This window comes from Bacillus sp. HMF5848 (genome assembly GCF_003944835.1).
Classification (GTDB): Bacteria; Bacillota; Bacilli; order Bacillales; family HMF5848; genus HMF5848.
In genome coordinates this window covers 2,999,530-3,014,171 of sequence record NZ_RWIV01000001.1, presented here as the reverse complement: position 1 = coordinate 3,014,171, position 14,642 = coordinate 2,999,530, and the positions used below count along the sequence as shown (strand labels likewise).

Sequence of the window (14,642 nt, the reverse complement as noted above, 5' to 3'; positions counted from 1 at the left end):
AATGGTACCTAGAAAGGGGTGAACTAGTAGATGGAGCTTTTTAACACAATATGGCCTTTAGCATTAATGTTTGTTTTGTTTTATTTCTTACTTATCCGTCCACAGCAAAAACGTCAAAAGGCAGTTGCAGAAATGCAAGCTAACTTAGCAAAAGGTGACAAAGTAGTCACTGTTGGTGGTATTCATGCGATTGTTGACTCAATGGATGAGGATAAAGTTGTTTTAAAAACAGGTGATGGTACACGTTTAACGTTTGACCGTCAAGCAATTCGTGACGTAAATAAGTAAACGATAAAATGAACGAGCCAGGTACATAATTATGTGCCTGGCCATTATTTTTTGTCCATGTATCGGACATGTAATTATGCTCCATGTATCGGACATGTAATTACGCATTGATTTTTTTCGACTATGACTTTTTTTGATTTAGGTGCAAAGCAGTGCTTCAGTCTTTTTTTCAGGACTCTTCAGACGTAGTGTTCTTCTAGCACTATTGTATCCCGTTACTAAGATTTAGATTAGTTAGCTCCTCGGGAGTTACCTGATAGATTAACACCCATAGCTCCACCTATAATCGCTGTCAAAAGAAATCCGGCGTGATACAACAGTTGTTGTATTGAAATGGTTGATTCGAAGCCAAGAAATTGAAATAAAAATACAATAGTAGAGAATAGTAGTGCTGTTAGTCCGCCCATTAACCATCCTTTTTCCTTGCCTTTTCCTCCTGAAATAAACCCACCAATAAATAAGGCAATAAAAGAACAAACGGTAATCATCCATGTAACTTGTTCTTCTTCAATGTCTGTAAATTTTAGTAGCAATGAGAACACTAAGCTCGTTACAACTCCCACTATTAGAATTGCTAAAACTCCATATAAAATAGCTGCACCGACACGTCTACCATCCATATATGCTTTCCCTCCTCTAAACAAATATGTTTAGTACATGCTTATTCCTTGTCCTGAAGAAATAGAATAGAAATATTTTTTAGGACTAGCTACATATAATGTATAGAGGAAAAATTGGAGGGATCATATGATAGCGTCTATCTTAGCAATTATCATATTTTTTATTGTGTATATATTTTTGTTAACGGAAAAACTCGACCGTGCTCTAATTGCTGGTACAGGTGGCGTGCTAATGTTTGTGGCGGGTATTTATGATATAAACAAAGGCTTTCAACAATACATTGATTGGAATACTATTGCGTTACTATTGGCGATGATGATTCTCGTGTCCATTACAAGTAGAACAGGTGTGTTTGAGTACACAGCTATAAAAATGGGTCAATTAGTGAATGGACATGGGGCCGGTTTGTTAATTGTTATCTCATGCTTTACTGCAATAGGAAGTGCTTTTTTAGCTAATGTTACGACTGTTTTACTGATTGTGCCTGTTTTGTTAACGATTACGAGATTGTTGCAAATATCAGCGATACCATACTTAATTGCTATTATTATTTCTTCTAATATTGGTGGTACAGCGACGTTAATTGGCGATCCTCCTAATATTATGATTGGGCAAGCTGTGAAGCATCTGACTTTTAACGACTTTTTAGTTCACTTAGCACCAGTTTCCTTTTTTATTTTTGTTGTGATTATTAGTTTATTGTTGTTTTTCTACAAAGACGCTATTAAAGTAACGGCAGTAAATCGCGAAAAGCTATCACAGATAGACGCAAAGAGCTTTGTAGTGGTGGATGCGACCTTAGTGAAAGCTTTAACAGTCTTAATTGTTACGATTGCAGGTTTTATATTTTCGTCTTACTTAAATCTAGATTTAACGACGGTTGCTTTAGCTGGTGCGGTGTTACTTCTTCTATTAACATATAAAAGCCAGCCGCCTGAGGAGATTTTAAGGCAGGTAGATTGGGCTACCTTATTTTTCTTTATCGGTTTATTTATGCTTGTTGGAGGACTCGAAGAAACAGGAATTATATCAGAACTATCAAGAAGCATTGTATTTTTTACAGAAGGCGATTTACCTAAAACAGCGTTGCTAATTTTATGGATGACTGGTCTATTTTCTGGATTTGTTGATAACATCCCATTTGTTGCTGCGATGATCCCAGTTGTGTTTGAATTTCAGGACTATGGTATGAAAAACTTGGATCCGTTATGGTGGTCAATGGCATTAGGGGCCTGTTTAGGGGGAAATGGAACTTTATTAGGCTCATCATCCAATTTAGTAGTCGCTGGATTAGCTGCGAAAGCACAAGAGCCGATAGCATTTTTAAAGTTTCTAAAAATAGGAATGTTTACCGTAATGTTGTCTTTAGCGATATCAACAGTTTATATTTACATTCGCTACCTTATTCCGTTTTTATAAAGGAATTTGGGTAATTGTAACAGCATCATTTTATAAGCGAAGTAAAACACTATGTATATATGAAGATAAGGCATAAGTTGGTGATAACGTGGAGGAATATTTGATAATTATTTTTAGAACTCTCTTGCTGTATGCTTCTATAGTCGTGATCTTTCGATTAATGGGAAAGCGTGAGATAGGGGAGTTAAGTATTCTAGATTTAGTTGTCTTTATTATGATTGCTGAAATGGCTGTTACCGCCATTGAGGACACTAAAGATCCTATCACTCATACACTATTTCCAATGGGTTTGTTAATGATTATTCAAATTACATTGTCGTTTATTTCTTTAAAAAGTAAGAGCATTCGAGAAATCCTTGACGGTAAGCCTACCGTAATAATCGATAAAGGTAATATTAACGAACAGGAAATGAAGAAACAACGGTATAATATGGATGATCTACTGCAGCAGTTACGTGAAAAAAACGTCAAAAATATAGCGGACGTAGAATTTGCTATACTTGAGCCTTCAGGAAAGTTATCCGTTTTTGAAAAAGACCAAGAAAATGCAAGTACTTTAGCATTGCCACTCATTGTCGATGGGAAAGTAGATGAAGAGCATCTTAAGAAAATCAACAAGACGAATTTGTGGCTAAGACAACGCTTGAGGGAGCTAGGGTATACTGATATAAAAAACATAACTTACTGTAGCTATGAGGATGGTGTGTTTTTTATAGATAAAAAAGAGGAAAGCTAACTAAAACGAACGGCGAGGACAACTTGCCGTTCGTTTTTAATGGGGAACATATTTAGAAAGTGTTTTGCCAATAAGTGGAACCCGGATAATTTCATTCTTTTTAATAAGACCTAACATCATTAGTAAAACAGAATAGATGAAAGATGTGATAGTAATTGCAAGTAGGGTAACCATTAACATTGACAGGCTTTCGCTAAAACGTGTGTATACAAACATACCAGCTAGTCCAGATAAAACAATGGCGACGCCTCCTTTTATATAATCGCGAACATAAAAGGTAAACGAAATAGCTTTAATTATAGTAGCCCAATGTAACAAGGTAACGAGTACAAAGCCGGTTACGATCGCCAATGCGGCTCCCATAATTCCTAGTTCAGGTCTTGTCGCTAATAGAAATATAGCTGCCGTTTTTACAGTAGCACCAATTAAACTGTTGATCATAGCGGCTCTAGCAAGGTTTAACGCTTGTAAAGCAGCGGCAAGCGGCCCTTGAAAATAATAGAAAATAAAAAACGGTGCCAACACCTTAACAAATACAGCTGGGTTGCTTGTACCATACATAAGCTGCATAAGAGGTTCAGCAAAGACATAGAGGACTACAGTTGCTAACCCTCCACTAACGAATGATAAGCGCATAGCTTGTTGAAGTCTATGCTCAATTAACGTGTACTGTTTTCTTGCGGCTGCTTCACTAATAGCGGGTACTAGCGTGGTAGATAAGCTAACAGTTATGAAGGACGGTAAAAATAATAATGGCAAAGCATACCCTGTTAGTTCTCCATATTGTCTTGTTGCCATTGCAACAGTAACCCCAGCAATAGCTAAGCTTTGTGCGACTATAATCGGCTCGAAAAACCAAGCCACAGAGCCAATTAATCTACTACCAGTTGTCGGCAATGCAATGTCCATAAGCTCATTAAATGTAGAGCGACCAGATTTCGCAAACTTAAAGAAATTGCGACGTACCTTTATACGCTTTTTAAGACGGAACATAAATAACATATAAATCATAGATGCTAATTCACCAATAACTGCGGAAATCATAGCACCTGCTGCTGCAAATTCAACGCCGTACGGTAGTAATGTTTTTGTGCAGATAGCAACAAATATGATGCGTACGACTTGTTCAATGACCTGAGAGTATGCGGATGGCCGCATATTTTGTCGCCCTTGAAAGTAGCCGCGTAACACGCTAGAAACAGCGATAATAGGAACCACAGGAGCAATTGCTATAAGTGGATAATATGTTCTTTCATCTGTTAGTAGTGTTTGTGACAGAAAAGGAGCTAAAAAAATCATACCGGTTGTAAAGAAAATACTTAAAATACCGGTTGTCGTGAGAGAGACGACTAGGATTTTTTTTATTTTCCGTTGATCACCTACTGCCTCTGCCTCTGCTACTAGCTTTGATATTGCAACCGGTAAGCCGAGCTGAGTAAGAGTGATGGTTAAAACAAGCGTAGGTACCGCCATCATATAGAGGCCCACACCCTCTTCTCCAATTAGACGTGCTACGACAATGCGGTTTATAAAGCCTAGAGCGCGTGTGATTAATCCTGCTAGAATTAATATGAAGGTTCCTTGTAAAAATGTTTGTTTTGACATGTGCTTTTCCCTACCTTCTCAAACGAGCTAATATCATATACAATAATGTATATGCGAGTTTGTTGGTCAAGCATGACAAGTTTCCCGCTTTGTGTAAAAACTTAAAAACAAATGGGGTGCCAATCAATGGAAAAGACCGAACATGTCCTTGATAAATATCAGACGATAATGATGCCTTTTTTAATTAGTAAAATGGAAGAAATCCAAATGCTTGGCTATGAGCAAGCAACCATTGACGATATTTGGACTTGTTTAAAAAAGAGGAAGTGGCGTAAAAAGGCAGATCAAAAAAGTGTTCACGAAATTGTCAATGATATTATGACATTGAAGGTTAGCGAGTTTATGACATATATATCAATAGAATCGCAAGTAACGGGTAGTATTTTTGATGAAGAAGGTTTAGATGACTTAAAAAAGCTGCTTGGTAAATAATAAAACGTACATGGTGCCTAAGGGCACTTTTTATTTGCGTTTTGTGATAATAAAATTACAGTCCTTGATAAATGCTAGAGCTCGAGGCGCCAATAATTTAGGAACAAGTGTAGATCAAGTTAGTCTTAATAAAGGAAAAGAATCAGTTTTTCCTTTAATTAAACAAAACTAGTTTTTTCTTGATCATAGAATAATGTCTCTAGTAGTCAGACATTTCCACGACTAGGACGCTTAGTACCGACAATACGAAACGTCGTCGCATTGTGAACGACTACAGCGCTCGCCGTCTGCTTGTCATCGTTACACAAAGCGCTTGTACTTTTCGCATTTAGTAAGTAAATGATTCTAATAGAAATCAAATTGACACGTTTGTTTCATTGGTTCATAATGGGTTTATTGTTATGAGACTAGCTGTCATAAGTTAGGATGTAAAAAAGGAGGCTTTTCAGTCATGGTGAAAAGAGGGAGAATCATTGCGTTTTTCCTCCTAGTACTTTTAATTGGAAGTACGATTGGAACAACGATTTCAGGTATTACTGAACGTATTAAGCTGGGACTTGATCTTCAAGGTGGGTTTGAGGTCCTATATGAAGTGTCACCAGCTAAAGTAGGCGATGTTATAGATCGCGAAGCAATGTTAAGTACGGTGGAAGCACTTAATAGACGTGTAAACGTCTTAGGTGTCAGTGAACCTAATATTCAAATTGAAGGTGAAGACCGTATCCGTGTTCAACTTGCAGGTATTGAAAACCAAAGTGAAGCACGAGAGATTTTATCAACGGAAGCAAATTTAACATTCCGGGATGTATTTGATAAGCAATTGTTAGATGGTTCCGACCTCGTTCAAGGTGGAGCAAAGCAAACCTTTGACCCTAACACAAATGCACCGATTGTCGCTTTAAAATTAAAGGATGCCGCAAGATTCAAGGAAGTTACAGAGCATATTTTGAGTCTAGCACCTAACAATTTAATGGTGATTTGGCTCGATTTTGAAGAGGGTGTAAGCTCATATCAAACTAATCCTAATGATCCTAAAATAATTTCAGCTGCATCTGTTAGACAAGTTTTTAATCAAACAGATGTTGTAATAGAAGGTAATTTTACGATTGAAGAAGCTGCTCAATTAGCTGACTTATTAAATGCAGGGGCACTTCCTGTTAAATTAACGGAGGTATACTCTACTTCAGTTGGAGCTAAGCTTGGTGAGCAAGCAATGCAGTCAACTATTTTTGCAGGATTTATTGGTATTGCAATCATTTTCTTATTTATGATTTTATACTATCGTCTGCCAGGTCTTGTAGCAACGATAACATTGTCGTTATATATTTACGTGGTGTTACTTGTATTTGATTGGATGAATGGTGTTCTGACACTACCAGGTATCGCAGCGTTAATTCTCGGTGTTGGTATGGCAGTCGACGCAAATATTATTACGTACGAGCGAATCAAAGATGAGTTGAAGCTTGGGAAAACAACGATGTCTGCATTTCGTGCAGGTTCTCGTCGTTCACTTTCAACAATCCTAGATGCCAATATTACGACATTACTAGCAGCCGGGGTTTTATTCGCGTATGGGACAAGCTCTGTACAAGGGTTTGCAACTATGTTAATTTTAAGTATTCTAGCAAGCTTTTTGACGTCTGTATACGCATCGCGATTATTCCTTGGGTTATTAGTAAATAGTCGTTGGCTTAATAATAAACCAGGACTGTTCGGCGTGAAAAAGAGTGATATTCTCGATATCGCGACTGTAACAGATGATACGGAGGTACCTACTAAATTTAGTAATTGGGACTTCGTAAAACGCCGTAAGTTATTCTTTATTATATCTAGTTCGATGGTAGTGTTAGGTATTATAGTAATAGCTATCTTCAGATTGAACTTAGGTATTGATTTTGCAAGTGGAACGCGTATTGAAATACTTGCTAACGATACTGTAACAGCAGAAGAAATTAAACAAGAATTTAATGCGTTAAATATTGAAACAAAGGATATATTCTTATCAGGTACAAACAATGAGATTGGTGTTGCTCGTCTACTTGGCGTGTTAGACCAAGGTGAAATAGCTAAAGTAAAAGATCACTTTGCAACGCTTTATGGTGCAGAGCCTAATATAAGCACTGTATCACCAACAGTAGGGAAAGAGTTAGCAAAGAATGCATTCATAGCAATTATGATTGCTTCGGTAGGTATCATTATTTATGTAACAATTCGCTTTGAAATCTATTTTGCATTAGCATCAATTGTCGCGCTATTACATGATGCGTTTTTCATTATTGTATTATTTAGTATTACAAGACTTGAAGTTGATTTAACGTTTATTGCAGCCGTTTTAACAATCGTCGGGTATTCCATCAATGATACAATTGTTACGTTTGATAGAATTCGTGAAAATTTGGCTCGAAAAAAACGCATAAAATCATTTGACGAATTAGCAGACATTGTTAATAAGAGTTTACAGCAGACGATGGTTCGTTCCTTCAATACTGTGTTAACAGTTGTCTTTGCTATTATTGCTTTGATTATTTTCGGAAGCTCAAGCATCTTGAATTTCTCTGTCGCACTTTTAATCGGTTTAATTTCGGGTACGTATTCGTCTCTTTTCATTGCTGCCCAGCTATGGCTAGTTTGGAAGGGACAGCAATTGAAAAGAAAAGGCGTGTTAAAAGTAGGCAAATCAGAGCCAAAAGAACCGAGACCAGAAGAGGTTGTGTAATATATATCAAAATGGATGCAGCAATGGCTGTATCCATTTTTTTAGGTATAAAAAAGTGCAAAAATTTGAACCTTGATGACTGTGTAGCTTCAGGCAGCCGACGACTCGAGTGAAAAATACAGCTCAATTTTGTATTGAAGGGGAAACAAAAAGCAGGTATATTTTCCTTTATTAGCAGATGATGGAATTTTTGGAGGCAATAAAAATGTTTTAGTAATCTCGCTGTTATTCAATCAAATATTTTGTGACAAAAGTACAACATAGTTTATATAGCCTAATGATGCTAGTGCTTATGGCCACGACAATACTTTTCTCCTGATTTTTAGGTGCGAATGGGTTACAATATAATTACAAGAAACGACAAGATAGGAGATAATTACATATGAAAAAACAATGGAATTTAATTTTAAGTTTAATTTTTGCATTAATTGTAGCGGTATTTGCGGTAATTAATGTGAATCCTGTAAACGTGAATTACGTTTTTGGAGCATCACAATTACCGCTCATCCTTGTTATATTAGGCTCTACGTTAATGGGAGGTATTATCGTTGGTTCAGTTGGCTTATTTCGTATGTATTTAACAAATCGAAAGCTTAAACAACTAACAAAGGAGCATGAAGCTGTAAAAGCAGAGCTTGAAAAAGTACGAACAGATTTGCAGGAGTGTGAGGAAAAAGAGAAAAGCGGTATGGTACAACATGAATTAGAAATGGAAGAAACTTTTATGGAAGATTCATCGAAATAAAGTAAACAATATTTAAAAACACTTTGCTCGCGAACAATCCCTCCTGTATAATAAGAAAGGTTGAGGAGGGACACGTAATGTTATCTTCAAAAACTCGCTGGAGTGTGAATAGGCCCGAGGCTAATGAAGTTGTGGCTTTATCAAAGGAACTCGGAGTAGAACCATTAACAGCACAACTGTTATATATGAGGGGACACCGCACTGCTGACAAAGCTCGTGCTTTTTTAAATGTAGAAGAACAAGAATTTTATGATCCTTTTTTACTTAATGGGATGGACAAAGTTGTGTCTCGCATAAAACAAGCAATTGAAAATGAAGAAGCTATCTTAGTGTATGGAGATTATGATGCAGACGGAGTAAGCTCTACTACGGTTTTAATGACAGCTTTAATTCGCCTTGGAGCGAAAGCTGATTTTTATATACCTAATAGATTTACAGAAGGATATGGCCCGAATGAAGCCGCTTTTACTTATGCACATGAAAGTGGGTACAAGGTTATTATAACTGTTGATACAGGGATATCAGCACTTAAGGAAGCAAAGCTTGCAAAAGATTTAGGTGTGGATTTAATTATAACTGACCACCATGAGCCAGGTGTTGAGCTTCCAGAAGCTTATGCTATTATTCATCCGAAAGTTACAGGTAGTCAATACCCTTTTCATGAACTAGCAGGAGTAGGTGTAGCATTTAAGCTAGCACACGCTTTATTAGGGCATGTTCCTACTGATTTGTTAGAAGTCGCAGCTATTGGTACGATTGCTGATTTAGTACCTTTACGAGATGAAAATCGCATAATAGCTGCAAAGGGTATACAACTCATGCGTCATACAAACCGCCCTGGTCTGTTAGCACTTCTTGAAATCTGTAAAATGGACAAGTCTGACATAACGGAAGAAACGATTGGATTTATGATTGGACCGCGTATCAACGCAGCGGGACGATTAGATTGTGCAGATCCAGCTGTTCATTTATTGTTAACAGATGATAATGAAGAAGCTAAAGACTTAGCGGCTGAGCTAGAGCAACTGAATAAAGAAAGACAAGAGCTCGTTAATACAATGGCTAAAGAAGCTCTTGCTGAGGTTGAGTCAAGGCAATTAAGAGATGATGAGGCTTCGGTCATTATAGTAGGTAAACCTGGCTGGAATGCAGGTGTTATTGGTATTGTTGCTTCAAAATTAGTCGAGAAGTATTATCGTCCGACTATTGTGTTAAGTATAGATGAACAAACAGGACTTGCAAAAGGTTCAGCAAGAAGTATTGAAGGCTTTGACTTATTTGAGAATTTATCAACTTGTCGAGATATTTTGCCTCATTTTGGTGGGCATACTATGGCTGCTGGCATGACGCTAAGTGTTACTCATATTGATGAACTTCAAAGTAGGTTAAATGAGCTAGCTAAAAAGAAGCTCACAAAAGAAGACTTACGTCCTATAACTTACGTGGATGTCTCTTGTGCTGTAGAGGATATTACGATTGATACCATTCAAGAACTAAATAAATTGGCTCCGTATGGTGTAGATAATCCTAAACCAAAAATACTAATAGATAATGTTGCTTACAAAGAGATGCGACGTATTGGCTCAGATGGTTCACATTTAAAGGTCCAACTAGCAGCCGATATGGACATTACTTTAGATGCTATTGGGTTTGGACTTGGAGAATTAAATGAAGAAATATCGCCTTTAACGAATGTATCAGTTGTCGGTGAGCTGTCGATAAATGAATGGAATAATGTGCGCAAGCCACAAATTATTCTTCGGGATTTAGCTGTTACAGAATGGCAGTTGTTTGATTGGCGGGGCACACGAGATCTTCAAAAGCAAATCAGTAAACTCAATAATAAGTATACAAAAATCATTTACTTTAATGATGATGTACTGACTGATTTACAGTTTATAAAAGATCAAAACATTTGTATTTCAGCTAAAGAGGCTGCCTCACTTAGTTTTCAAGATGAGCATATCATTTTAGCGGACATACCTACAAACGAGGGTCTGCTAAAGGAAATATTTACGGATGGAACAAAACCAGCTCGTATTTATGCAGTATTTCATCAAAAAGACCAACATTTCTTTAGTACTATTCCAACTAGAGACCATTTTAAATGGTATTATGCTTTTTTAATGAAGCGCAATTCGTTTCCGTTAAATCGTGCAGATGAGTTAGCTAAGTTAAGAGGATGGACGAAAGAAACAATTCAATTTATGACACAGGTGTTTTTTGAACTAGATTTTGTTACAATAACTAATGGTGTTGTGAGCTTAGTTAATAATAAAAAGAAGAAAGACTTAACAGAGTCACCAACATATCAACAAAAACAACATCAAATTACTTTAGAACAAACGTATTTGTATTCAAGCTATCGTGAGTTGAAACAAATGTTTGATATATTATTTACACGTTCAATCGTTTCGTGAGGAGGCAATATTAATGGATTTAAAGCAATTTGTAACAATCGTACCTGACTGGCCTAAGCCTGGTATACAATTTAAAGATATCACGACATTAATGGATAATGGTGATGCTTTTAAATATGCTACTGACCAAATTGTTGAATTTGCACAGGAAAAGAAGATCGATAAAATTGTGGGACCTGAGGCACGTGGATTTATTATCGGTTGTCCTGTAGCGTACTCATTGGGAATAGGGTTTGCACCTGTTCGTAAAGAAGGAAAACTACCTCGTGATGTAGTGAAGGTTGAATACGGATTGGAGTATGGTAAGGACGTATTGACAATGCATAAAGATGCAATTAGACCTGGCGAGCGCGTTTTAATTACGGATGACTTGTTAGCAACAGGTGGAACAATTGATGCTACGATACAATTAGTCGAAAAACTAGGTGGCGTAGTAGCAGGTATTGCCTTCTTAATTGAATTATCTTACTTAAATGGTCGCGACAAACTTAACGGCTATGATGTAATTGCGTTGATGAAATTCTAAAAAATGTTCTGCGTGTAGTTTCTGAACAAGAAATTACACGCATTTTTTCATATTATTAAAATCTGTATGAGTACATGCTTCTTTTTGTCGAATTGTCAAGTAAAAATAAATCGACAAATTTCCGTCTCAAACACTTTACATTCGATAGTATTTTCTTGATAATAGTAATTATATTTATTTAGTTATACAATAAAGATGCAGTTGGAAAAGGCTTAGTACAACTGTATAGTAATCATATATCAAACAATTAGTACGGGTGCATGCATTAAATAACACATTTAAAAAGTCTTTGTCGTACGATATACGATATATTTATTTTTTGAAAAAAAAGGTGATTTCATGGCTAATGAGCAAGTGTTGACAGCTGAACAAGTTATTGAAAAAGTTGCTAAATATTTGAATAAAGAAGATGTAGCGTTTGTTCAGCGTGCCTACGAATTTGCTTATAACGCTCATCGTGAACAATATCGAAAGTCAGGTGAACCGTATATTATTCATCCTATACAGGTTGCAGGCATCCTGGCTGATTTAGATTTAGATCCTGGAACGATTGCGGCAGGATTTTTACATGATGTGGTGGAAGATACAAACATTACATTAGAGGATCTGCGAGTACATTTTAACCAAGAAGTAGCTATGCTAGTTGATGGTGTAACAAAGCTAGGTAAAATTAAGTATAAATCTCAAGAAGAACAACAAGCAGAGAATCATAGAAAAATGTTTGTAGCAATGGCACAGGATATTCGTGTCATTCTAATCAAATTAGCTGACCGCTTACACAACATGCGGACATTAAAGCATTTACCACAAGAAAAGCAAAGACGTATCGCTAATGAAACACTTGAAATTTTTGCCCCACTAGCCCACAGACTAGGTATTTCAAAAATAAAATGGGAACTAGAAGACACCGCTCTGCGCTACTTGAATCCTCAGCAATATTACCGTATCGTGAATTTAATGAAAAAGAAACGAGCAGAACGTGAGGAATATATTGAGGAAGTTATTAAGGAAGTACGAGAACGAGTCGAAGAAGTAGAAATAAAAGTAGAAATAAACGGACGTCCTAAACATATTTATAGTATTTATCGTAAAATGGCTTTGCAAAATAAGCTCTTTAACGAAATCTATGATTTACTAGCTGTACGCATCATTGTTAATAGTATTAAGGATTGTTATGCTGTGCTAGGTATCATTCATACGTGTTGGAAGCCTATGCCGGGACGGTTTAAGGATTATATCGCTATGCCAAAACCAAACATGTATCAATCACTTCATACAACAGTGATTGGTCCAAAAGGCGATCCTCTTGAAGTGCAGATCAGAACGAATGATATGCACAAAATTGCTGAATACGGGGTCGCAGCACACTGGGCCTATAAAGAAGGTAAACAAGTAGATGAAAGAATATCGTTTGAAAATAAATTAACGTGGTTCCGTGAGATTTTAGAATGGCAAAACGATGCAACAAATGCGGAAGAATTTATGGAGTCTCTAAAAATCGACCTATTCTCTGATATGGTATTTGTGTTTACGCCTAAGGGTGATGTTATAGAGCTTCCATCCGGTTCCGTTCCTATTGATTTTTCATATAGAATTCACACTGAGATAGGCAATAAAACCATTGGAGCTAAGGTCAACGGTAAAATGGTACCTCTTGATTATCGTCTTAAAACAGGTGATATTGTTGAAATTATGACAAGTAAGCACTCCTATGGGCCGAGTAAAGATTGGATAAAACTAGCACAAACATCGCAAGCGAAAAATAAAATTAGACAATTCTTTAAAAAGCAACACCGTGATGAAAATGTTGATAAAGGAAAAGAACTTGTTGAAAAAGAAATAAAACAAATGGAGTTTGACCTTAAAGAAGTATTACAGGCAGACAATTTAAAGCGAGTTGCGGATAAGTTTAATTTTGCGAATGTAGAAGATATGTATGCGGCTGTCGGTTATAACGGAATTACAGCACTACAAGTAGCGAATCGCTTAACCGAGAAATGGCGTCGTGAACGGGAAGCCGCTGGAGTAGAGAAGAAATTAACCGATGCAGTTACGGAGGCAAAACAAGTACCAGGTGCTAAAAAGCGTGAGACTGGGGTAAAGGTTGAAGGTATTGATAATCTACTTATTCGTTTATCAAAATGCTGTAATCCGATACCTGGTGATGACATCGTAGGATTCATTACTAAAGGAAGAGGTGTCTCTGTTCATCGAGCTGATTGCCAAAACATCAATGTGGACGATGCCAGAGAACGTATTATTGATGTTGACTGGGAAAACAATGCAAAAGAAGGGCGAGAATACAACGTAGAAATAGAAATTTATGGGTACGATCGTCGAGGTCTTTTAAATGAGGTACTGCAAGCTGTCAACGAAACGAAAACAAACATAAACGCTGTCTCAGGTCGATCAGATCGAAATAAAATGGCAACCATTAACATGGCTATTGCAATTCACAATGTAAGCCATCTGCATAAAGTGGTAGAACGAGTAAAACAAATTCGTGATATTTATTCTGTTCGTCGTTTAATGGGGTAAGAAAGGATTCGATTTGTTATGAAAGTAGTAGTCCAGCGAGCAAAGCATGCACAAGTTACCGTAGGTGATAATATCGTTGGGAGGATAGACTATGGCTTAATGGTTTTAGTCGGTGTAACTCATGACGATACTGAAGAGGATGCTCGTTATGTAGCTGAAAAAGTAGCAAACTTACGCATTTTTGAAGATGAAACAGGCAAGATGAATCTATCGCTATTAGATGTTAAAGGTGCTGTTTTATCAGTGTCACAATTTACTCTATATGGTGATTGTCGTAAAGGACGCCGACCAAACTTCATGTCTGCCGCTAAGCCCGACCATGCTACAGGTATTTATGAGCTTTTTAACGATTCTCTTAGAGAGCTTGGGGTGCTTGTCGAAACAGGTGCATTTGGTGAAATGATGGATGTGACATTTACAAATGATGGTCCTGTGACATTAATTGTTGAGAGTAAAACAGCTTAGGGCTTAGCCCTAAGCTGTTTTTTTGACGAAAGATAACTTAAATAATAAAACTATATGAGTGTATAGCAGTAACACTCAGTTCTTTACCATTTATCTTTCTTGAATGTATAAGCAGTGAAAGCTAGTTTCGA

The 14,642-nt window shown here is 36.9% G+C and carries 12 protein-coding genes; 10 read left to right on the top strand and 2 right to left on the bottom strand.

Features of this window, described 5'->3' with window-relative positions:
• Positions 1-30 precede the first annotated feature (30 nt).
• Positions 31-288: a preprotein translocase subunit YajC gene (yajC, locus tag EJF36_RS14505; RefSeq protein WP_125907004.1), complete on the top strand. Its 258-nt coding sequence runs from the start codon at positions 31-33 to the stop codon at positions 286-288.
• Positions 289-518: 230 nt separating this feature from the next.
• Here yajC and EJF36_RS14500 read toward each other — a convergent pair whose 3' ends face one another.
• Entirely contained in the window at positions 519-908 is a 390-nt protein-coding gene (locus EJF36_RS14500; RefSeq protein ID WP_125907003.1) for a TIGR04086 family membrane protein, read from the bottom strand.
• Between the two features lie 127 nt (positions 909-1,035).
• Here EJF36_RS14500 and EJF36_RS14495 point away from each other — a divergent pair, with 127 nt between their 5' ends.
• Positions 1,036-2,328, top strand: a complete 1,293-nt coding sequence (locus EJF36_RS14495; RefSeq protein ID WP_312028268.1) for an ArsB/NhaD family transporter — start codon at positions 1,036-1,038, stop codon at positions 2,326-2,328.
• Between the two features lie 88 nt (positions 2,329-2,416).
• A complete protein-coding gene (locus EJF36_RS14490) occupies positions 2,417-3,064 on the top strand; it encodes a DUF421 domain-containing protein (protein WP_125907002.1) in 648 nt (215 codons plus the stop codon).
• A 36-nt stretch (positions 3,065-3,100) separates the two neighbouring features.
• On the opposite strand, the gene spoVB is transcribed toward EJF36_RS14490, so the two are convergent.
• Positions 3,101-4,669 (bottom strand): stage V sporulation protein B, encoded by a 1,569-nt coding sequence (gene spoVB / locus EJF36_RS14485; protein WP_125907001.1) that lies wholly within the window; start codon positions 4,667-4,669, stop codon positions 3,101-3,103.
• Positions 4,670-4,795: 126 nt separating this feature from the next.
• Between spoVB and EJF36_RS14480 the strand changes: the two genes are divergently transcribed.
• The 7 genes from EJF36_RS14480 to dtd all read left to right on the top strand — a co-directional run bounded on the left by EJF36_RS14480 (position 4,796) and on the right by dtd (position 14,511).
• Complete coding sequence (locus EJF36_RS14480; RefSeq protein WP_125907000.1) at positions 4,796-5,101, top strand: post-transcriptional regulator; 306 nt, start codon at positions 4,796-4,798, stop codon at positions 5,099-5,101.
• Positions 5,102-5,552: 451 nt separating this feature from the next.
• Complete coding sequence (gene secDF, locus EJF36_RS14475; protein ID WP_125906999.1) at positions 5,553-7,817, top strand: protein translocase subunit SecDF; 2,265 nt, start codon at positions 5,553-5,555, stop codon at positions 7,815-7,817.
• A 382-nt stretch (positions 7,818-8,199) separates the two neighbouring features.
• A complete protein-coding gene (locus tag EJF36_RS14470; RefSeq protein ID WP_125906998.1) occupies positions 8,200-8,562 on the top strand; it encodes a LapA family protein in 363 nt (120 codons plus the stop codon).
• Between the two features lie 77 nt (positions 8,563-8,639).
• Entirely contained in the window at positions 8,640-10,982 is a 2,343-nt protein-coding gene (recJ, locus tag EJF36_RS14465; RefSeq protein WP_125906997.1) for a single-stranded-DNA-specific exonuclease RecJ, read from the top strand.
• 13 nt (positions 10,983-10,995) lie between these two features.
• A complete protein-coding gene (locus EJF36_RS14460; RefSeq protein WP_125906996.1) occupies positions 10,996-11,508 on the top strand; it encodes an adenine phosphoribosyltransferase in 513 nt (170 codons plus the stop codon).
• A gap of 339 nt (positions 11,509-11,847) precedes the next feature.
• Positions 11,848-14,046 (top strand): RelA/SpoT family protein, encoded by a 2,199-nt coding sequence (locus tag EJF36_RS14455; RefSeq protein ID WP_125906995.1) that lies wholly within the window; start codon positions 11,848-11,850, stop codon positions 14,044-14,046.
• A gap of 18 nt (positions 14,047-14,064) precedes the next feature.
• On the top strand, positions 14,065-14,511 hold the full coding sequence (gene dtd / locus EJF36_RS14450) for a D-aminoacyl-tRNA deacylase (protein WP_125906994.1): 447 nt from the start codon (positions 14,065-14,067) through the stop codon (positions 14,509-14,511).
• The last annotated feature ends 131 nt before the right edge of the window (positions 14,512-14,642 follow it).